General features: G+C 70.4%; 17 protein-coding genes. 8 read left to right on the top strand and 9 right to left on the bottom strand.

Translation table 11 applies throughout. The features are described from left to right. Positions 1–146: 146 nt before the first annotated feature. Positions 147–2,921 (bottom strand): PAS domain-containing sensor histidine kinase, encoded by a 2,775-nt coding sequence (locus FVE89_RS21195; RefSeq protein ID WP_246731079.1) that lies wholly within the window; start codon positions 2,919–2,921, stop codon positions 147–149. Positions 2,922–3,571: 650 nt separating this feature from the next. Here FVE89_RS21195 and FVE89_RS21190 point away from each other — a divergent pair. From FVE89_RS21190 to FVE89_RS21180, 3 genes are all read left to right on the top strand, one after another. Next, positions 3,572–4,435: a helix-turn-helix domain-containing protein gene (locus FVE89_RS21190; RefSeq protein ID WP_160536256.1), complete on the top strand. Its 864-nt coding sequence runs from the start codon at positions 3,572–3,574 to the stop codon at positions 4,433–4,435. Next, positions 4,435–5,727: an MFS transporter gene (locus FVE89_RS21185; RefSeq protein WP_160536255.1), complete on the top strand. Its 1,293-nt coding sequence runs from the start codon at positions 4,435–4,437 to the stop codon at positions 5,725–5,727. The genes FVE89_RS21190 and FVE89_RS21185 overlap by 1 nt, the downstream gene beginning before the upstream one ends. A gap of 192 nt (positions 5,728–5,919) precedes the next feature. Beyond that, positions 5,920–6,534 carry an NIPSNAP family protein gene (locus tag FVE89_RS21180; RefSeq protein WP_160536254.1) on the top strand — a complete coding sequence of 205 codons (615 nt, stop codon included), beginning with the start codon at positions 5,920–5,922 and terminating at the stop codon, positions 6,532–6,534. A gap of 247 nt (positions 6,535–6,781) precedes the next feature. On the opposite strand, the gene flhB is transcribed toward FVE89_RS21180, so the two are convergent. The 6 genes from flhB to flgB form a co-directional block, all read right to left on the bottom strand. Further along, entirely contained in the window at positions 6,782–7,849 is a 1,068-nt protein-coding gene (gene flhB / locus FVE89_RS21175; RefSeq protein WP_160536253.1) for a flagellar biosynthesis protein FlhB, read from the bottom strand. A gap of 12 nt (positions 7,850–7,861) precedes the next feature. Continuing rightward, on the bottom strand, positions 7,862–8,623 hold the full coding sequence (gene fliR, locus FVE89_RS21170; protein ID WP_160536252.1) for a flagellar biosynthetic protein FliR: 762 nt from the start codon (positions 8,621–8,623) through the stop codon (positions 7,862–7,864). 51 nt (positions 8,624–8,674) lie between these two features. Beyond that, positions 8,675–8,941: a flagellar biosynthetic protein FliQ gene (locus tag FVE89_RS21165; RefSeq protein WP_160536251.1), complete on the bottom strand. Its 267-nt coding sequence runs from the start codon at positions 8,939–8,941 to the stop codon at positions 8,675–8,677. Between the two features lie 154 nt (positions 8,942–9,095). Next, positions 9,096–9,410 (bottom strand): flagellar hook-basal body complex protein FliE, encoded by a 315-nt coding sequence (gene fliE / locus FVE89_RS21160; protein ID WP_160536250.1) that lies wholly within the window; start codon positions 9,408–9,410, stop codon positions 9,096–9,098. A gap of 19 nt (positions 9,411–9,429) precedes the next feature. Continuing rightward, the gene (gene flgC, locus FVE89_RS21155; protein ID WP_160536249.1) at positions 9,430–9,837 is read right to left on the bottom strand and encodes a flagellar basal body rod protein FlgC; all 408 of its coding nucleotides are present in this window, start codon (positions 9,835–9,837) and stop codon (positions 9,430–9,432) included. 40 nt (positions 9,838–9,877) lie between these two features. Next, complete coding sequence (gene flgB, locus FVE89_RS21150; protein ID WP_160536248.1) at positions 9,878–10,279, bottom strand: flagellar basal body rod protein FlgB; 402 nt, start codon at positions 10,277–10,279, stop codon at positions 9,878–9,880. A 439-nt stretch (positions 10,280–10,718) separates the two neighbouring features. Here flgB and FVE89_RS21145 point away from each other — a divergent pair, with 439 nt between their 5' ends. Together FVE89_RS21145 and FVE89_RS21140 are read left to right on the top strand one after the other, a co-directional pair. Then, positions 10,719–11,972: a hypothetical protein gene (locus FVE89_RS21145; protein ID WP_342389600.1), complete on the top strand. Its 1,254-nt coding sequence runs from the start codon at positions 10,719–10,721 to the stop codon at positions 11,970–11,972. Positions 11,973–12,062: 90 nt separating this feature from the next. After that, positions 12,063–12,284 (top strand): hypothetical protein, encoded by a 222-nt coding sequence (locus FVE89_RS21140; protein ID WP_160536246.1) that lies wholly within the window; start codon positions 12,063–12,065, stop codon positions 12,282–12,284. On the opposite strand, the gene FVE89_RS21135 is transcribed toward FVE89_RS21140, so the two are convergent. Further along, the gene (locus FVE89_RS21135; protein ID WP_160536245.1) at positions 12,281–13,585 is read right to left on the bottom strand and encodes an MFS transporter; all 1,305 of its coding nucleotides are present in this window, start codon (positions 13,583–13,585) and stop codon (positions 12,281–12,283) included. The genes FVE89_RS21140 and FVE89_RS21135 overlap by 4 nt on opposite strands. 210 nt (positions 13,586–13,795) lie before the next feature. Here FVE89_RS21135 and dnaN point away from each other — a divergent pair, with 210 nt between their 5' ends. Then, positions 13,796–14,917 carry a DNA polymerase III subunit beta gene (gene dnaN, locus FVE89_RS21130; RefSeq protein ID WP_160536244.1) on the top strand — a complete coding sequence of 374 codons (1,122 nt, stop codon included), beginning with the start codon at positions 13,796–13,798 and terminating at the stop codon, positions 14,915–14,917. 209 nt (positions 14,918–15,126) lie between these two features. Further along, positions 15,127–16,281: a DNA replication/repair protein RecF gene (gene recF, locus FVE89_RS21125; protein ID WP_160536243.1), complete on the top strand. Its 1,155-nt coding sequence runs from the start codon at positions 15,127–15,129 to the stop codon at positions 16,279–16,281. A 109-nt stretch (positions 16,282–16,390) separates the two neighbouring features. On the opposite strand, the gene FVE89_RS21120 is transcribed toward recF, so the two are convergent. Further along, complete coding sequence (locus tag FVE89_RS21120) at positions 16,391–18,082, bottom strand: methyl-accepting chemotaxis protein (RefSeq protein ID WP_160536242.1); 1,692 nt, start codon at positions 18,080–18,082, stop codon at positions 16,391–16,393. A 432-nt stretch (positions 18,083–18,514) separates the two neighbouring features. On the opposite strand from FVE89_RS21120, the gene FVE89_RS21115 reads away from it, so the two are divergent. Beyond that, positions 18,515–18,910, top strand: coding sequence for a VOC family protein (locus tag FVE89_RS21115; RefSeq protein WP_160536241.1), 396 nt, complete (start codon positions 18,515–18,517; stop codon positions 18,908–18,910). Positions 18,911–18,946 lie beyond the last annotated feature (36 nt).

Here is an 18,946-nt window from a genome sequence, read left to right as displayed (position 1 = left end):
GTGCCACGAGCGCGGAAGCGGCAGGGCCTGGGACGGGAGCCCCCTCCCCCTCAATTCCTGGCGGACTCGCACATCTTGGTCGGAAAACAGGCACGAACGGCGCCGCGTCTCTCCCTCCCAAGTGAGATGTGTGAACGTCGTAGCCCTCAGCTCGCCATCGTCTTCTTCACGGTCTCGACGAGCTGCTTCAGGCTGAAGGGCTTCGGCAGGAAGTTGAAGGTTTCGCCCTCCGGCAGGTTCTTGCGGAAGGCGTCCTCGGCGTAGCCCGAGACGAAGATCACCTTCAGGTCGGGCTGGTGCTTGCGCACCTCCCGCAGCAGGGTCGGGCCGTCCATCTCGGGCATGACGACGTCCGAGACCACGAGGTCGATCGGCTGGGCGTTCTCGCGCACGATCGCCAGGGCCTCCAGGCCCGAGGCCGCCTCCAGGACGGTGTAGCCGCGCGCCGAGAGGGCCCGGCTGTTGACCGCGCGGACCGGATCCTCGTCCTCCACCAGCAGGATCGTACCCTGCCCGGTATGGTCGGCGGCGGGCTTGCGCGGTGCGGGCGGTGCGGCGACGGGCGGCTCGGCGGGGCGTATGACGGGCTCGACAGTCCCCTCGGCCTTCACCGACGGCCCGGTCAGCCGGACGGCATCCGTCCGCGGCAGGACCGGCGCGGGGGGCGGGAGCGGAACCTCCTCGGGCTCCGCCACGGGCACGTGGCGCGGCAGGTAGATCCGGAAGGCGGTGCCCTCCCCGACCGTCGACTGCACATCGATCGTGCCGCCGGATTGCTTGACGATGCCGAACACCGTCGAGAGCCCCAGGCCCGTGCCCTTGCCGATCTCCTTGGTGGTGAAGAACGGCTCGAAGATCTTCTCCATCAGTTCGGGGGGGATGCCCTGGCCGGTGTCGCGGACCTCGATCAGGACATGGTCGCCCGCGGGCGCCCCGCCCCGCCCCTCGGCGGCGGCCGCCGGCCCCGGGTCGGTGACGTTCTCGGTGCGGATCACCAGCTTGCCGCCCTCCGGCATGGCGTCCCGGGCGTTGACCGCGAGGTTCACGATCACCTGCTCGAACTGGTTCACGTCGGCCTTCACGGGCCAGACCTCGCGGCCGTGCTTCAGCTCCAGGGCGACGCGCTCGCCGAGGAGCCGCTTCAGCAGAAGCGTGAGTTCGGAGAGCGCCTCGCCGACATTCATCACCTCCGGCCGCAGGGTCTGCCGCCGGGAGAACGCCAGGAGCTGGCGGACGAGGCCCGCCGCCCGGTTGGCGTTCTGCTTGATCTGCATGATGTCCTGGAAGGCCGGATCGGTCGGCCGGTGGCTCGCCAGCAGCAGGTCCGAATAGCCGATGATCGCCTGCAGCACGTTGTTGAAGTCGTGCGCGATGCCGCCCGCGAGCTGGCCGACCGCGTTCATCTTCTGCGCCTGGGCGACCTGCTGCTCCAGCTGGCGCTGCGCCGTGGTGTCGAGGGCGTACAGGATGACGCGCTCGGCCTCGTCGGTCTGCTGGCCCGGGTCGCCGCCATCGGCCGGGCTCAGCCAGACCCGGGCCGAGCGCCCGCCCGGTCCGTTGAGCTGGACCTCGATCGGCTCGGGATCGGTCAGGCCGCGCGCGGCCCGGGCGAGCCCGGCTTCGAGGCTGGTGCGGTCGGCCACCGAGTCGCCGACGTTGGGTTCGGCGCGGTGCGTGCCCTCCCCGTCGATCGCCCCGTCCTCGGCCTGCCGCGGCACCGTGCCGAACAGCCGGGTGAAGGAGGCGTTGGCCCGGGCGATCCGCCCGGCGCTGTCGAGGGTCGCGATGGCGATCGGCGAATTGTTGAGGAACCGGGCGAGGCGGACCTCGGCGGCGCGCTGCGGCTCGTCGGTCTCGGCCCCGGCGGAGCGGTTGATCACGAAGGTCCGTGAGGAGCCGGGCTTGCCGTCCTTGCCGAAGGCGACCCGGTGATAGAGCCGCACCGGCAGGGTGTGGCCGTTGCGGCGGCGCAGATCGAGGTCGAAGCGGTCGGTGCGCACCTCGCCCGGCATCCCGGCGGTGCGCACGAGGACATCCGCCTCGGGGGCGATCTCGGTCAGGTGCGGGCCGCCGGAGCCGACGCTCGTGAGGTCGTAGCCGAGCCAGGCCGCCAGCGTCGCGTTCATGTACACGATGGCGCCGGCCGGATCGATCGACAGGAAGCCCGCCGGGGCGTGGTCGAGGTAGTCGATCGCGTGCTGGAGTTCCTGGAAGACGTTCTCCTGCCGCTCGCGCTCGGCGGTGATGTCGGCGACCGTCCAGAGGGCGGCGGCCCGGCGCGGGCGCGCGAGCGGCCGGACCGAGACCCGGTACCAGCCGAAGCTGCGCTCGCCGGCCACGGGCCCGAGCGGCGGCGACATCCGCACCTCCTCGGTGTGGGCCCGGCCGTCGCGCGAGGCCTGCGACAGGCGGTAGACCGCCTCCGAGACTTCCGGCGGCCCAACCAGGATCCGCTCCACCGGCACGAGGTTCGAGAAGGTGTCGCCCCCGGCGATCCGCAGATAGGCCTCGTTGGCGTAGATCAGCCGGCCGCCATCCTCCACCACCAGCTGGCCGTCGGGCGAGGCGTCGACGATGCCCTTGGTGATGTCGTCCCGGGCGGCGCTGCCGCTGAGCTGGAGCGCGCCGATCGCGAGCGCAAACAGGAAGAACACGCCCGCCATGGCGAGCAGGGCCAGCAGCCAGACGATCAGCGACTGGGCCTGCTCGTTCGCCACGAAGGACAGGCCGATGGCGGCCCCGACCAGCAGGCCCGCCAGCACGAGCAGCAGCCCGACGCGGCCCGGCTGCTCCGAGCGATCGATCGACCCGGTCGCCTGCGGCGCAGCGGACTGCGATCCCGGACCCTGTGCGGCGGCGACCGGCAATCCCGAATTCGGCGCGCTTGCGGCGGGTGCCGGAGGTCCAGTCACGTCGGCCATCGGCTTCATTTCCAGAACGTTCCCCCGGTTAGGCCGGCCGGCCATATCAGGGCAAGGGCCGCGCGGCATCACGCGCATCGCGCCAAGCCACGGTTCAACCTCGCGAAAAAAGGTGGATGAACCGTGGCTTTCGCGCGGTTTCGGGCGCGCAGGCAGGACCATCCGAGGCCAGCCGGCTGCATCACGATAGCCCTGCCGGTCGCGGCGCGGCCGCGTCGGCGGTGAGCCGCGGGGCACCCGGATCCTGCCGGCCGCGTCGCCGGATCGGCACGCCGCCGCTCCCGGCATCGTGCTCCACCCACCGGCCGATCACGAAAGCGTGATCGGTCAGCCGTTCTGCCGGGCATCACGTTACAGTCTTGATCGGGATTCGATGCTTTTATTCGGGCAGGAGCCATGTCCAGTCCATTACAGGCGTTCAATCGCGCGAATTCGGCCGCAGATGCGTTCCGCGTCAAACTGCCCCTGACGGGCGGCCCTGCCGGCACGGTGACCACCTGACGCCCCGTGTGGAGACCCTGTCCTTCGCGGCGCGGGGGACGGACGGTACCGGCTTCGAGCGTTACCGGCGCCTCTACGGCATCGGCGCCGATGTCGAGCCTGCGGATGGCCCGTTCAGCGCCGAGGTTCGCGTGCGGCGCTTCCGACGGATGATCCTGTTCGAACGCGAACTCGGCGGTCTGCTGCATCTGCGCAGCCCCGGGCGCGTCCGGCACGATGGCTTCGACCACATCACGTTGCACCTCCTCCTGTCCGGCGATCTCACCGGCGGCCCCTTCGGCGCCGGCCATCGCCTCCAGGCGGGCGAGATCATGGTGGTGGACACGCGCCGACCCCATTGGACGCGGGTGACACGCGCGCGGTTGATCACAGTCCAGCTCGCCCGCGAGGTGGTCGAGGCATCGATCAGCGATCTGGAGTCGGTGCATGGACTCGTCCTGCCAGGGAGCGCCGCCGGGCTGCTCGCCGATTTCATCGTCTCCCTGGTCCGGCGCGCGGACGATCTCCCCGGAGTCGCTGTAGAGCGCGCAGCCGCGACGGCGGCCGAACTCCTTGGCCTCGGCCTGAGCGTGGCGACGGCCGCGCCGTTGGCCCGCCTGCTGTCGACCGAGGCATCGCAGCCGCTGCGCAGGACCCGGGCCGAAGCCTATATCGACGCGCATTTGGCCGATCCGAACCTGGACAGTGCCGCGGTCGCGGCCGGTATCGGGGCCTCCCGGAGCAGCCTGTACGCGGTCTTCGCCGACGAGGGCGGCATTGCCCGCTTCATACAACGGCGACGGCTCGAGCGCCTGCGCGCCGCGCTCCGCCGTCCGCACGACGGACGCACCGTGGCGGCGCTGGCCCATGCGCACGGGTTCGACGACGAGAGCCGGTTCAACCGTGCGTTCCGGGCGGCCTTCGGGATACCACCCGGCCAGTACCGCACCGCCATGCGGCAGGCCCGGGAGGACCGTTCCGGAGGCGGGCCGCCCGATGCCGTGCTGGTCCGCTGGACCAGCGAATTGTACTGATGATCCGCGCGGGAGGCCGTGTCGCGCCCTCTGGCCTGTCGGATCGGCAACTCGTGACCCTGCTGGCGGCGACGCAGCTGCTGGCGTTCAGCGACCGCTTCCTGATCACCCTGGTGGCACAGCCCCTGAAGCTCGACCTCTCGCTGTCGGACGCGCAACTCGGTGTCCTGCAGGGCTCGGCCTTCGCCCTCCTCAACGCTGCCGCCATGCCCTGGGCCGGCGGCATCGCCGATGCCGGGCGCCGCCGGGTCCTCCTGATGGCCAGCGTCCTCGTGTGGAGCGCCGCCACCCTCACCTGCGGCGTCGCGGCAAGCTTCGCAGTCCTGCTGGTCGCCAGGGCGTTCCTCGGGCTGGGACAGGCCGCCGTCGCGCCCGCCGCCCTGTCGTTGATGGCGCATCGGCTGCCGCGGCACAGGCTGGGCCGGGCGGTGTCGCTCCTGACCGCGGGGGCCAGCCTCGGGCGGAGCCTTGCCCTGCTCGCCGGGGGGGCGGCGCTCGCTTGGCTGACGGCCGCGGCCGACCTGAGCCTGCCCGGCTACGGACCGCTCCATCCCTGGCAGGCGCTCTTCCTGCTGGCCTGCCTGCCGAACGTGTTCCTCTTGATCGGCCTCCGGCGGATCGTCGAGCCGCCCGCGGCGCCGAAACGCGATGGCCGGCCGGCCCTCGCCTGGGTCCTGCGCCACCGGGCCGCCTACGGCCCGCATTTCGGCGCCGCCGCCGCGGCCGTGCTGATCGGGCAGACCCTGACCGCCTGGGCACCGACCTTCTACGTGCGGGTCCACGGCCTGACCCCGGCCGAGGCCGGTCTACGGCTCGGCCTCGTGGTGCTCGTTTCGGCGCCGGTCGGGCACCTCGCCGGGGGGCGCTGGCTCGACCGCGCCCGGGCCTTCGCCCCCCGGCGGGCCGCCTCGTACGGGCTCGCGCTGGGTCTGGCGGCCGCGCCGGCCTGCACGGCCGCGATGGTCCTGGCGCGTGATCGCGCGGTGTCGCTGGCGGCGTTCGCGGGGCTCGTGGCGGTGCTGGGCTTCACCTCGCCGCCGGCCCTGGCGGGGCTCCAGCTCCTGACGCCCCGGGCGCTCCGCGGCCGGGTGAGCGCCGCCTTCGTGGCCGGGGTGACCCTCGTCGCCTTCGGGGCAGGACCGGCCCTCGTCGGGCTGATCAACGACCGCGTTGTCGGCCCGGCGCAGGTCGGGACGGCGATGCTGGCGGTCTTCGCTGCCGCCGCCCTGATCGGGATCGCCCTCGCCCTGGCGACGCGCCCGCTCGCAAGCCGTCGGCGGGCCGGACCATAGGGCCTGAAGAAGCCAAACAGCTTGGCCGTGACGATGTCAGAGACGGGTGTTGTTCCGCCCGTCCACCTTCGGGCGGCAAGGATTGAAGCAGATGGTGTCCCTTCTCCCGCTTCTGACCTGTGGCAGGCGCGGATCAGGTCCCCTGAAACGAACGGCGCTCTCCCGCTTTAGAGTGACGACTGCGAGGTTCACATGCTCTACGAGCTCGCTACCCTTTCGTGTCCGTTGCTTGAGGTCGGTCGAGCCGCCGAGGGTGTTTATGGCTGGGTGAACGACGCGCAGGCCAAGGGCGAACTGTTTGGCTGCTGGCGGACCGAGATCGGAACACTCGGCCGCCTGATCGTGCTGCGCGGGTTCGAGGCACCAGAGGACATGACAGCCGAGCGTCGCCGTGCGCTCCTGAGTGTCAACCCGTTCAATGCGGGGAGCGTGGTGACGGCGCTGGAAATGGACAGTTACGCGCCGTTTCCGTTTCTCCCACCGATCCGGACCGGGGATCGTGGCGGGGTGTATGAGTTCCGGACCTACCGCCTCAAGCCTGGTGGATTGCCGCCAACGCTCACGGGCTGGGAATCCGCCATCACATCAGCGGCCGCGTATACCGAGCATCTCGTCGCGAACCTGTACGCGCTCGACGGAGCGCCGCGGATCACGCACATCTGGGCCTTTACGAGCCTGGAGGAGCGGGCCGAGTTACGCGCCCAGGCCTATGGTGCTGGTGTCTGGCCGCCGAAGGGTGGCCCGGAGCAGATCGCGGATGCGACTTCGACGATCGCGATTCCTCAGGGACGTTCTTCCCTGACTTAGAGCACGCTGCGCGGAACCGGACGCCGGGTCGGCGCAAGAGAGCGCGTCAAGACAAAGGCGTCGCGCCGCGCGCGATGGCAACGCGATCGGGGCACGGCTCTCGGCATCCCTTTCCCGCTACTTCCGCCTTCCGCCCGAAGCGAACCTGCCAAATGGCCGGCGCAGGACCGCTTCCGGTTAGCGCCGACGGCTATGGGCACGTCTGGTGCGGGTCGAAAGCAGCCACTCACCGTCGAAACCAAGGAGGCTAGGCGGCCCGCCTCCGCAGCCGCAGCACGAAGCCGATCACCTCGGCGACCGCGCGATAATGTTCGGCCGGGATCTCGCGGTCGATCTCCACGGTGGCGTGAAGCGCCCGGGCGAGCGGCGGGTTCTCGATCACCGCGACGCCGTGCTCGGCCGCCACCGCGCGGATGCGCAGGGCCAGGGAGTCGACGCCCTTGGCGACGCAGATGGGCGCCGCCATGCCGGTCTCGTAGCGCAGGGCCACCGCGTAGTGGGTCGGGTTCGTCACCACCACGGTGGCGGTGGGGATAGCGGCCATCATCCGCTTCTTCACCCGCGCCATGCGCAGCTGCCGCAGACGGCCCTTCACCTCCGGGTTGCCGTCCGACTCCTTCATCTCCTGCTTCATCTCCTCCTTCGACATCCGGTGGCGCTTGCGCCAGCGGAACCGCGCGTAGAGGGCGTCGCCGAGGGTGATCGCGAGATGCACGCACAGCATCCCGGCGAGCAGCCGCAGGCTCAAGGACAGGATCGCCGGCAGGGTCGCGCCGGGGGCGAGCTGGACGAACACCTCCAGCCGGTCGCGGTCGTTCCACAGGACCACGCCGCCCACCACACCGACGGTGCAGATCTTGGCCAGCCCCTTGCCGAACTGGAACCACGCCTCGATGCCGAGCAGGCGCTTGATCCCGGCCATGGGCGAGAGCCGCTCGAATTTCGGCATCAGCGTCTCGGCGGTGAAGACCAGCGGGTGCTGCAGCAGGCCCGCGGCGAGGCCCGCGACCAGGGCGAGGCCCACCGGCACCGCCACGGCGTGGAGCCACAGCCAGAGCGCCCGGACGGCCGCCGCCCGCATGGCGGTGGCGTCGTCCGGCAGGGTATGCGCGTTGGCGAGGTAAGCCCGCAGCCCGTACAGCAGGTTCTGGGCGATGCTCGGCGCTGCGATCATGAGCGCGAGCGTGAAGGCCCCCAGGATCGCGAAGGTGTTGATCTCGGTGCTGGTGGCGACATCGCCGCGCTCGATCGCCTGATCCAGGCGCCGTTGGGACGGCTCCTCGGTCTTGTCTTCGTCGTCCGCGCCCTCGGCCATCCCGCACCTACCTCAGCGCCCGACCGATTCGGCGAGATACCGGCCCATATCGTCCAGGAAGACGCCCATCATCACGCCGAGGCAGCCCATCAGGATCACGACGCCGACCAGCACCGAGGCCGGGACCGCCAGGGCGAAAACCTGCAATTGCGGCATCAGCCGCGACAACACGCCGAGCCCGAGGTTGAACAGGATCCCGAAGGCGATGAACGGCCCGGAGATCTGCATCGCCAGGGTGAAGCCGCGGGCGAGCGCCCGGGTCGCCAGCGTCAGCGCGTCCGAGAAGGCCGGGACCCCGTCGGGCGGCAGCACGTCGTAGCTCCGCGCCAGCCCCTCGATGGCGAGGTGGTGCAGATCGGTGGCGAAGATCAGCGTGATCCCGAGGAGCGACAGGAAGTTGCCGATCGCCACCTGCTGGCCGCCCTGGCTCGGATCGACCGTCATCGCGTAGGACAGGCCGAGCTGCGCCGCGATGATCGTGCCGGCGGTCTGGAGGGCTGCCAGCACCATCCGCACCGCGAGGCCGAGCACCAGCCCGACGATCGTCTCCCCGAACAGGAGCCCGATCAGCCGCGGCCCGGCGAGCCCCTCCGTGCCGCCGAGCAGCGGGCGCACGGTCGGGAACAGCACCAGGGTGGTGAGCACCGCGAAGGCCAGCCGCAGGCGCGGCGAGACCGACTGCTCGCCGATCCCGGGCATCAGCATGATCAGCGTGCCGACGCGCGCGAAGGTGATCAGGAAGGCCGAGGCGATCCCGGGCAGGAGCAGGTTCATCGCCGCCCCCCTGACACGCGGATTGCGCCGCTGTCGTGGCCGGGACGGGCCTCATCCGCCCGCCGCGATGCGGGCGGCGATGCGGGTCATGTAGCCCGCCATGGCGTCGCCGATGAAGGGCAGCATCAGGAGCAGGACGGCGAACACCGCCACGACCTTGGGCACGTAGATCAGGGTCTGCTCCTGGATCTGGGTCAGGGCCTGGACCAGCGAGACCGCGAGTCCCACGCCGAGGGAGACGAGCATCAGCGGTCCGGCTATCTTCAGGAACACGAAGATGCCGTCGCGGGCGACGTCGAGGATGGCGAGTCCGGTCATGGTGACGACAGGTCCGAAGGAAAAAAGTCATGGTTTCAAAAGGTCTTCGACCTTTTGCGGGTGCAGGGCGGAGCCCTGCTGGGCACGGGCGAAGCCCGACATCAGGGCTCCGCCCCGATACCCCGCCAAAGGGCGTAGCCCTTTGAGATCCCCATCAGATCTGCATCCGCATGATCTCCTCGTAGGCGGAGATCATGCGGTCGCGCACGGCCACCATGGTCTGGAGGGCGGTCTCGCTCTCGGCGACCGCGGTGACCACGTCCACGACGTTGGCCTTGCCCGAAGCGGCCGAGACCGCCTGCGCGTCGGCCCGGCGCCCGGCATCGCCCACGCTTTCCAGCGTCTTCCCGAGGAACTGCATGAAGTCGGTGCCGGTCCCTTCGGTGGACTGCACCTTGGGAACCGGCCGGCCCCCGGCGAGGCCCTGGACGGCCGCGTAGGCGCCCGCCGCGAAGTTGCTCGAAGCCATGGCTACGCCCCCTGCCCAATCACTTCAGGATGCCGAGCGTCTGGGACAGCATCTTGCGCGTGGCGGTGATCATGTTGAGGTTCGCCTCGTAGGAGCGCTGGGCCTCGCGCAGGTCCATGTTCTCGATCAGCGCGTTGACGTTGGGCATCTGCACCTCGCCCCGGGCGTTGGCCGCGGGGTTGCCGGGCTCGAACTTGGTCCGGAAGGCGGACGGGTCGCGCCGGACGCGGCCCGCCTCCACGAGCCGGGCGCCGGTCTCGTCGTCGAGGTGGCTGGTGAAGCTCGGGATCTTGCGCCGGTAGGGCTCCGCCCCCGCCGAGGCCGGCGCGGAATCGGCGTTGGCGATGTTTTCGGCGATGATCCGCATCCGGCCCGCCTGGGCCTTGAGGCCGGCCGCCGCGACCGCCATCGACTTGCTGAATTCCATGGCTCAACGCCCTCCTCGCACCCTGTCCGGGCGGCCGTTATCAGCTCTTGCCGATGGCGATCTTCAGGGTGGTCAGGCTGTGCTGGTAGAGCGAGGCGGCGAGCTGATAATCCGACTGGTTGTCGCCCGCCTTCATCATCTCGTCCTCGAGATTGACCCCGTTGCCGCTCGGGCGGATCTCGAAGCCCTTGGCGCGCTTGGAGTCGGTCCCGTCGCCCTGCCCGGCCGGCGCCAGATGGGCCGGGCTGGTCAGCGCGAGGCTGGTCGAGCCGGAGGCCAGGGTGCCGGTCGCCCGGTCGAAGCGCGGCTCGACGAGGTCGCGGGGCTTGAAGCCCGGCATGTCGGCATTGGCCACGTTCTCCGCGATCAGGCCCTGACGCGCCTGGGCCCATTGCATCCGGGTGCGCAGCATGCCGAGCACGGGCAGGTCGGTGAGGGCCAAGGTCGCCTCCGGTCAGGCATCGCCGCGCCGGAACGGGCGGGCTCGGCAAAAACTGCCGCGCGCATGGTTAATGTCCCGTTAAACCTGTGGTGAGATCGCCTTGGCGGAACCGATCCGGGACCGCCTCGGGTGGGGCAGGATCCTGGAACGACCCGCGGCGCGGTCGCCTGCGAAAGCGGGAATTTCGCCGATTGGGGCGCGGTTCTCGCACGCGATAAGCGGTGCCGAACGCGTTTCACGCCCTATTGTCTTGTTCGCGTTGGTTTAAAAGGTTTGTTAACGCTTTCTTAACGTCGTTTGCCCGGCGGCCCTCTCCGCGTGATATGGACAGGCCCTTGCCCGGCGCGGACCAGCGGCGGCCGGAACGTGCGAGTGCGTAACCTTGCGATGGCTGCAATCCGTGTTCGGCTCTGACGGCTCCCCCATCGTTCAATATGTCGTGATCTTCGCCGTCATCTTCACGGCGCTGGCGGCCATCGTGTTCACGGTGCGGCGGCTCACGGGCCGGACCCTGGCGCTGCCCGGCCGGACCGGCGGGCGCGGGCGCCAGCCGCGGCTCGGCATCGTGGATGTCTACGAACTCGATCGCGCCCGGCAGCTGATCCTGCTGCGCCGGGACAATGTCGAGCATCTGCTCCTCGTCGGCGGGCCCAACGACGTGGTGGTCGAGCGCAACATCCAGCGCAGCCAGCGACCGCTGCCGGAGGCGTCCCTCAGGGCCGAGACCGCGCCCGACGCCCTCGACGAGCCGCTGCCGGACCCCCTGGTCCAGGGCGGCCGCCTGCCCGAGCCGCCGCGCGCCCTGCCGGAAACGGCCGGGCTGCGCACCGAGCCCCTGTTCGATCCGGGCTTCGCGATGCCGGTGATCGTGCCGCCGCCCGTCCCGCGCTCCGGGGCCGGCCCGACGGTCAGCCTGCCGCTCGATCCCGCGCTGCTCGGCGGTGACGAGCCCGGGCAGGACGTGTCCGCGCCCCTGTCGCCTGCGTCTTCACCGAAAGTCGCCGTTCCCCCGACCGCGCCGACCCGCGAGCCGAGCGCGCCGCGCCGGATCCTGAGCCGGACCGCGCCGCCGCTGGTCGATCCGCGACCCGGCCCGGCCTCGGAGCGCGGACCCGATCCGGCGCCCGCCGCGGATCAGACAGCGCGACAGGCCCCGAGCCTCGCGGTCCCGTCCGAGCGCAGGACCGTCGATCCGGCGATTCTCTCCGACATGGCCCGGCAGCTTCAGGCGGCCCTGTCCCGGCCCTCGTCGGCGGTCACCCCGGCCCCGCCGCCCGCTGCGGCCCCGGTCGAGACCGTCGATCCGGTGGCCGCCGCGATGGCCTCCGCCCCGCCGGTGCCCGTGACGCCACCCGAACCGGCTCCGCCGCCCGCGATTGTCGACAAGCCCGCCACGAAGCCCATAACCCGGCTCACACCGCCGGTCGCGCCGGCCGTGGCTCCGGCAGGACAGCAGGCATCCCTGCTTCCGGAGGTGCCGCACGCGCCGCCTCCTTCGACACCGGAGCCGCCCGTGGCCCGGCCTGAGCCGAAGGCCCCGCCCGCATTCCGGCCTCAGCCTGAGCCCGAGCCGGAGCCTTCCGCACCCCCGCCGCGCCCCGACGCGAAGACCGCGGGAAATCCCTTCTCGGTGGAGGAGATCGAAGCCGAGTTCGCGCGTCTCCTGGGACGCCCGCTCGACAAGCGGAGCTGAGCCGCGTCCCGGGGCCGGTGGCGGCCGCAGGCGGCCCGCTAACGCTCCGTTAACCATCCGCTGGAAGGCTCGGGTCCGGAGGATGACCCGATGCTCGCTTTGAATGCCGAGACCGCCCGACGCAGCCGCGCCTACCGCGCGTTCAAGCTCGACCGGGCCGGCCGCGTCGCCTCGGCCGAGATCGTCGCGGCCGAGGACGACAGCCACGCACGGCGACAGGTCCGCGCCATGGCGGAGCGCAACACGGTCGAGCTCTGGGAGCGGACGCGCTTCCTCGGCCGGTTCGAGCCTGCGGGCGCGGGGCGGATTTAACGCTCGGCCGTCTCCGGCATCGCCAGCACGGCGAGGAAGCTGAGGATCGCGGCGACCGCCAGGTAGGATCCGACGAAGCCGATCCCGCCGCGGGCGACGAGTTCCTGCGCGATGTAGGGCGCTCCGGAGGCCCCCAGGATCCCCGCCAGATTGTAGGTGACCGAGGCACCCGTGTAGCGGACCCGGGTCGGGAACAGTTCGGGCAGGACGGCGCCCATCGGGCCGAACACCCAGCCCATGGACAGCAGGGCCAGGCAGAGGAAGCCGAGGACCGGCGGCCATGTCCCGGTGCCGGCGGCGTGGCCCAGCATCGGCCCCATCAGGAAGCCCAGCAGGAACACCCCGGCCATCCCGGAGAGCAGCACCGGCCGGCGGCCGAACCGGTCCGCGGCGGCCCCCGAGATCACCGTGCCGAGCGCCATGAAGCAGACCGCGATGCACTCGAACAGCAGGAAGGTCGGCCGCGCGTAGCCGAGCGTGCCGGTGCCGTAGCCCAGGGCGAACACGGTCGAGAGGTAGAACACCGCATAGACCGCCACCATCGCGAAGGTGCCGATCAGGACCGCCCGCCCGTGCTGCGTCAGCATCGTGGCGAAGGGCACCCGCTCCGGCCGCGCCTGGCTCAGCGCGGCCTTGAAGGCCGGGGTCTCGGTGAGCTTCAGGCGGACATAGAGCCCGACGCCCACGAGTGCCGCCGAGGCCAGGAATGGCAGGCGCCAGCCCCAGCTCTGGAAGCTCTCCGGCGACAGGCCGAAGCTCAGCGCCAGGAAGCCGAGATTGGCCAGGATGAAGCCCACCGGCGCGCCGAGCTGGGGGAAGATCCCGTACCACGCCCGCCGGCCCGGCGGCGCGTTCTCGACCGCGAGCAGCGCCGCCCCGCCCCACTCGCCGCCGAACCCGATCCCCTGGCCGCAGCGCAGGACGCAGAGCGCCGCGGGCGCCCACCAGCCGACCGACGCGTAGGTCGGCAGGCAGCCGATCAGGACGGTGGACAGACCCATGATCAGCAGCGAGGCCACCAGGGTCGCCTTGCGGCCGACCCGGTCGCCGAAATGCCCGAACAGCGCCGCGCCGACCGGCCGGGCCACGAAGGCGATCGCGAAGGTCGCGAAGGCGCTGAGCTGCTGCACGCCGGGCGCTCCCGCGGGGAAGAAGACCGGGCCGATCACCAGGGCGGTGGCCGTGGCGTAGATGTAGAAATCGAAGAACTCGATCGCCGTGCCGACGAAGCTCGCAGCGAGGATCCGCCCGGCGCTTGGGGGGACGTGTGTCGCGCTCGCGGCTTCGACGGTCTGCAGCATGACGGTGTCGGGATGTTCGACGGCAAATGGGTTGCGGCGCTTTCGCACGGTGCGGCGCGCGCGGGAACCCCGAAAACACGTCCGGAGCAGGTCGCCTGTGCGATGCACCGGTGCCGGCCTTGCGTTCGCGGGTCCCCTTCGCCAAGCTGAACGGCCTTAATCCGCGCGGGACGCCGGCCGCCGCGCCGTCCCTACCAGTCGAGTATTGCGATGAGAGTCACTGTCGAGCGCGCGGCCCTGCTCAGGTCGCTCGGCCACGTGCACCGGGTCGTCGAGCGCCGCAACACGATCCCGATCCTGTCCAACGTGCTGCTGCGCGCGGAAGGATCCGGGCTCCAGCTGCGGGCGACCGACCTCGACATCGAGGTCACCGAGAGCGTCCCGGCCGACGTGTCGGATGCCGGTGCCACGACGGTGCCGGCCCACGTGATCTACGACATCGTGCGCAAGCTGCCCGAGGGCGCGCAGGTCTCCCTGGAGACCGGCGGCGAATCCGGCCAGATGACGATCCGCTCGGGCCGCTCGCGCTTCGCGCTCGGCGCCCTGCCGGAGGGCGACTTCCCGGATCTGGCCGCCGGCGAGATGCCCCACGGCTTCGAGATTGCCGCGTCCGACCTCAAGCGCCTGATCGACAAGACCCAGTTCGCGATCTCCACCGAGGAGACGCGCTACTACCTGAATGGCATCTACCTGCACACGCTGGAGACCGAGAACGGCCCGGTGATGCGGGCGGTCGCGACCGACGGTCACCGGCTCGCCCGGGTCGAGATCCCCGCCCCGCAGGGCAGCGTCGGCATGCCGGGCGTGATCGTGCCCCGCAAGGCCGTGGCCGAGATCCAGAAGCTCCTCGACGATGGCGGGGAATCCGTCGCGGTCGATCTCTCGCCGGCCAAGATCCGCCTGCGCTTCGCGGGTGGCCTGACGCTGATCTCCAAGCTGATCGACGGCACCTTCCCGGATTACCAGCGGGTGATCCCGGCCAACAACGACAAGCGGCTCACCGTCGAGCGCGACGCCTTCGCCAAGGCGGTGGACCGGGTCTCGACGATCTCGTCCGAGCGCGGGCGCGCCGTGAAGCTCGGGCTCGCCGAGGGCCGCCTCGCTTTGTCGGTGAACAACCCGGATTCGGGCAGCGCCACCGAGGAGCTCGACGTCGATTACGAGGCGGCCAACCTCGATATCGGCTTCAACGCCCGCTACCTGCTCGACATCACGGCGCAGCTCGAGGGCGACACCGCCCTGTTCAAGCTCGCCGACCCGGGCTCGCCGACCCTGATCCAGGACCGCGAGGGCGCCCCGGCGCTCTATGTGCTGATGCCGATGCGGGTGTGAGCGTGCGAAGAAACGTCCTGCTCTCGCCCTCATCCTGAGGTGCTGGAGCGAAGCGGAGGCCTCGAAGGAGGGCTCCAGTTCGAGCAGTTGTTTCTGGAGGCCTCCTTCGAGGGCCGCTAATGCGGGCGCCTCAGGATGAGGTGGTTGGATGGGATGGCGGAAGCAAAGGGTCGGTTGAACGCGGATGCTCCGAAGCTGCGGATCGGCCGATGAGCGATGCTATCGAATCGCGGATCGAGCCTGACGGTCAAGATCTGCGCGTCACCCGCCTGATCGCCCGCGATTTCCGCAACCACGCCGACCTCGAACTGAACCCCGCGGCCCGGTTCGTCGCACTGGTCGGGGAGAACGGGGCGGGCAAGACCAACCTGCTCGAAGCGCTCTCGCTGTTCGTGCCGGGCCGGGGCCTGCGCCGGGCCGATTTCGCCACCATGGCGCGCACCGGCGGCCCCGGGGGCTTCGCCGTGTCCCTCACCCTGGACCGCGACGGCGCCGAGCACCGGCTCGGCACCGGCCTGGAGCCGCCGGGGCCGGATGGACGCACGAGCCGGCTGTGCCGGATCGACGGCGCCCCCGCCCCCTCCCCGGTGGCGTTCAGCGAGTTCCTCCGGGTGGTCTGGCTGACGCCGGATCTCGACGGCCTGTTCCGCGGGGCCGCGGGCGACCGGCGCCGGTTCCTCGACCGGCTTGTGCTGGCGGTGGATGCCGGGCACGGGGCGCGGGTCTCGGCGATGGAGCGGGCCCTGCGCTCGCGCAACCGCCTCCTGGAGGAGCGGCCCGACGATGATCGCTGGCTCGACGCGGTGGAGCGGGAGGTGGCCGAGCTCGGCGTCGCCGTGGCGCTGGCCCGCCGGGAGACCGCGGAGCGCCTCGACCGGCTGATCGCCGAGACACGGGACGACGCGCAGCCCTTCCCCTGGGCCTCGATCCGCCTGGAGGGCGACCTCGACGACCTCGTGGCGGTCTGGCCGGCGATCGAGGCGGAGGACCGTTTCCGCCTCGCCCTGCGCAACGGCCGCCACCGGGACCGGGCGGCGGGCCGCACGCTGATCGGGCCGCAGACCAGCGACCTCGTGGTCCGCCACGGCCCCAAGGACGTTCCGGCGGGCACTGCTTCGACCGGCGAGCAGAAGGCGCTGCTGATCGGCCTCGTCCTCGCCCATGCGCGCCTCGTGCGCGCCATGAGCGGCATCGCCCCCGTGATCCTGCTCGACGAGGTGGCGGCTCACCTCGATCCGCGGCGCCGTGCCGGCCTGTTCGAGGCGCTGGAGGCGCTGCCGGGTCAGGTCTGGATGACCGGCGCCGACCCGGACGCCTTCGCGCAGGCCGGCGACCGGACCGAGGTGCTGCGGATCGGAACCTGATTGCTTCAGAGCCGTGCCCGATCGTGTTGCAATCGGGCACGGCTCCAAGCCTCTGTTCGGTCGCGCCCTCTTGCGGCCAACCGGCCAGCCACTCCGGCCGAGAGCCCTCCTAGGCGGCCCGGATCGTGCTCAGGAACCGGGACACCTCGGCCCCGAGCTGCTCGGACTGACGCGACAACTCGCTCGCCGCGCCCAGGACCTGGGTGGCCGCCGCGCCCGTCGCCTCCGAGGCCTGGGCGACCCCCACGATGTTGCTCGTCACCTGATCGGTCCCTGTCGCCGCCTGCGAGACGTTGCGGACGATCTCCTGCGTCGCCGCACCCTGCTGCTCCACGGCAGCCGCGATGGTCGTGGCGACCCCGTTGATCTCGCGGATGCGGGCCGCGATCGTGTCGATGGCCGAGACCGCCTGCCCGGTCGCCCCCTGGATCTGAATGATCTGGTGGCTGATCTCCTCGGTGGCCTTGGCGGTCTGGCCGGCCAGCTCCTTCACCTCGGCCGCCACCACGGCGAAGCCGCGCCCCGCCTCGCCGGCCCTTGCCGCCTCGATCGTGGCGTTCAGCGCCAGAAGGTTGGTCTGACCGGCGATGTTCGAGATCAGTCCGACGACTTCGCCGATGCGGCTCGCCGCCTGGCTCAGGTCCTGCACGAGGTGCTGGGTCTGATCCGCCTCGCCGACCGCGGTCTGGGCGAGGTGGGCCGAGCCGAGCACCTGCCGGCCGATCTCCTGCACCGAGGAGCCCAATTCCTCGGCGGCCGCGGCGACCGTCTGGACATTGGCAGAGGCCTCCTCGGCGGCCGCCGCGACGGTGGTGGATTGGCTCGCCGTCTCGGTGGCGCTGGCCGTCATGGACTGGGCCGTGGTCTGCAGTTCCGTGGCCGAGGCCGAGACCATCCCGACGATGCCCCCGACAGTGCGCTCGAACCCGTCGGCCAGTTCCAGCATGGTGCGCTTGCGCTCGGCCGCGGCGGCCTCGTCGGCGCGGTGCTTGATCTCGACCTCCTCGGCGGCGGTGCGGGCCACCATCGCCTTGATGCCCTCGACCGCCTTGCCGACCGCGCCGATCTCGTCCCGGCGTGCGGCCTCCTTGATCGCGGCGTCGACCTCGCCCTGCGCCATGCGCTGCAGGACCTTCACCAGTCGGTCGAGCGGGCGCGTGATCCCGGACACGGCGACGACGATCGCCGCCAGCATGCCGGCGAGCATGCCGAGGCCGGTGACGATCAGCAGGGTCCGGCGGGTGGCGTTGGTCTGATCGGTCAGATCGTCCGACCCCTTCTGCATGAAGGTGCCGATGTCCTCCGCGAGCGTGTTGCCGCTGGCCAGCATGGCGGAGAAGGTCGGGTCGATCGCAGAATGGACCAGCGCGATGGCTTGATCGTTCTGGTTGGCGGTGCCGAGCCGGCGCACCTCCGTCACCTCCCGGACGTAACGCTCCACGCGGGCGGCCTGCTCGTCGATGCGCGCAGCGAAGCTCGGGGCGTGCGTCCGCAAGGATGGGAGCAGTTCCTGAACCATGGGCAGAGCAGCCTCGAAGCCCTTGTTGGCCGCCTGCATCTGATTCATCTCGGTCTCGGCGATGATCCGGTAGACCCAGTAGTTGAGTTCGATCACCAGGCGATTGAGACGGCGTGCCTCGGCGACGGCCACCGCCTCGTTGTTGATGAAGCGGGTGTAGGCATCGTCGATCTTGGTCATCTGCGCCTGGGCGTACCAGACGCATCCGCCGACGATCAGGCCGATCAAAGCAATGACCGCGACCAGTTTCGGCAGAACTTTGATGTTCGATAGGCGTAACACGGTCTTCTAGCCTCCCGATCGAAAGCGGCGACTGGCGACTCGATCTGCACAGCCTTTGGTGTGGTCTTAATCCGTAAAAATTGTGTTACTTATCCATCAATGTCAAGGGATCATTCGTAGATCTCTCAAAAGTAATTTATCAATCACCTGAATATGGCGAACATAACCAGTAGTTTCATCTAATATTTATAGAGGTATTCAATTTCAGAAGATTATAACCCATCATTAGTTTTCTTGTTCTGCATTTACATGCATAACGCGTCCGGTAATATGCCGCGGCTAACATTCTTCCGGTTGTGGGCTAGGCAGCGTGGCCGGGGCGGACGCAACCCTCGGCACAGGAGCGGCGCTCACCGGCCTTTTCAGTCGCGCCGACGACGCCACATAGGTGGTCCAGCACGCCGGCCGCGTGCCCACGGAAACCGCAAGCGCATGTCCAAGCCCGTCCACGCCATGATCCGCGTCCTCGACGAGGAACGTGCCCGCGACTACTACGCTCGTGCTTTCGGGCTCGAAGTGTCGGATCGCTTCGACTTCCCGGACTTCACCCTGATCTATCTGCGCGACCCCGCCTCGCCGTTCGAGCTGGAGCTCACGGTCAACAAGGGGCGCGACAAGCCCTACGATCTCGGCGACGGCTACGGCCACATCGCGTTCGTGGTCGACGATGTCGAGGCCGAGCACGCGCGCCACACGCGCGAGGGCTTTACGGCGACCGACGTGAAGACGCTCAAGCACGGTGAGGACGTGCTAGCGCGGTTCTTCTTCGCCACGGACCCGGACGGTTACAAGATCGAGGTCATCCAGCGCGGCGGCCGCTTCGCCTGACCGCAGCCGACCCATCCCGATCCGCCGGGGAACGCA

The organism is Methylobacterium sp. 2A, assembly GCF_009806555.1.
In the GTDB taxonomy this organism is placed as follows: domain Bacteria; phylum Pseudomonadota; class Alphaproteobacteria; order Rhizobiales; family Beijerinckiaceae; genus Methylobacterium.
The sequence above is the reverse complement of the archived record's forward strand: the minus strand, read 5'-3'. Positions and strand labels throughout refer to the sequence as shown.

Bases quoted from the DNA above. Each gene is read 5' to 3' on its own strand.
- FVE89_RS21115 (WP_160536241.1), top strand. From the start codon at position 18,515: ATGTCCAAGCCCGTCCACGCCATGATCCGCGTCCTCGACGAGGAACGT.
- FVE89_RS21190 (WP_160536256.1), top strand. From the start codon at position 3,572: ATGATCCTGTTCGAACGCGAACTCGGCGGTCTGCTGCATCTGCGCAGC.
- flgC (WP_160536249.1), bottom strand. From the start codon at position 9,837: ATGGAATTCAGCAAGTCGATGGCGGTCGCGGCGGCCGGCCTCAAGGCC.
- FVE89_RS21195 (WP_246731079.1), bottom strand. From the start codon at position 2,921: ATGGCCGACGTGACTGGACCTCCGGCACCCGCCGCAAGCGCGCCGAAT.
- flhB (WP_160536253.1), bottom strand. From the start codon at position 7,849: ATGGCCGAGGGCGCGGACGACGAAGACAAGACCGAGGAGCCGTCCCAA.
- fliR (WP_160536252.1), bottom strand. From the start codon at position 8,623: ATGAACCTGCTCCTGCCCGGGATCGCCTCGGCCTTCCTGATCACCTTC.
- FVE89_RS21140 (WP_160536246.1), top strand. From the start codon at position 12,063: ATGCTCGCTTTGAATGCCGAGACCGCCCGACGCAGCCGCGCCTACCGC.
- FVE89_RS21165 (WP_160536251.1), bottom strand. From the start codon at position 8,941: ATGACCGGACTCGCCATCCTCGACGTCGCCCGCGACGGCATCTTCGTG.
- FVE89_RS21135 (WP_160536245.1), bottom strand. From the start codon at position 13,585: ATGCTGCAGACCGTCGAAGCCGCGAGCGCGACACACGTCCCCCCAAGC.
- FVE89_RS21185 (WP_160536255.1), top strand. From the start codon at position 4,435: ATGATCCGCGCGGGAGGCCGTGTCGCGCCCTCTGGCCTGTCGGATCGG.
- fliE (WP_160536250.1), bottom strand. From the start codon at position 9,410: ATGGCTTCGAGCAACTTCGCGGCGGGCGCCTACGCGGCCGTCCAGGGC.
- recF (WP_160536243.1), top strand. From the start codon at position 15,127: ATGAGCGATGCTATCGAATCGCGGATCGAGCCTGACGGTCAAGATCTG.
- FVE89_RS21180 (WP_160536254.1), top strand. From the start codon at position 5,920: ATGCTCTACGAGCTCGCTACCCTTTCGTGTCCGTTGCTTGAGGTCGGT.
- dnaN (WP_160536244.1), top strand. From the start codon at position 13,796: ATGAGAGTCACTGTCGAGCGCGCGGCCCTGCTCAGGTCGCTCGGCCAC.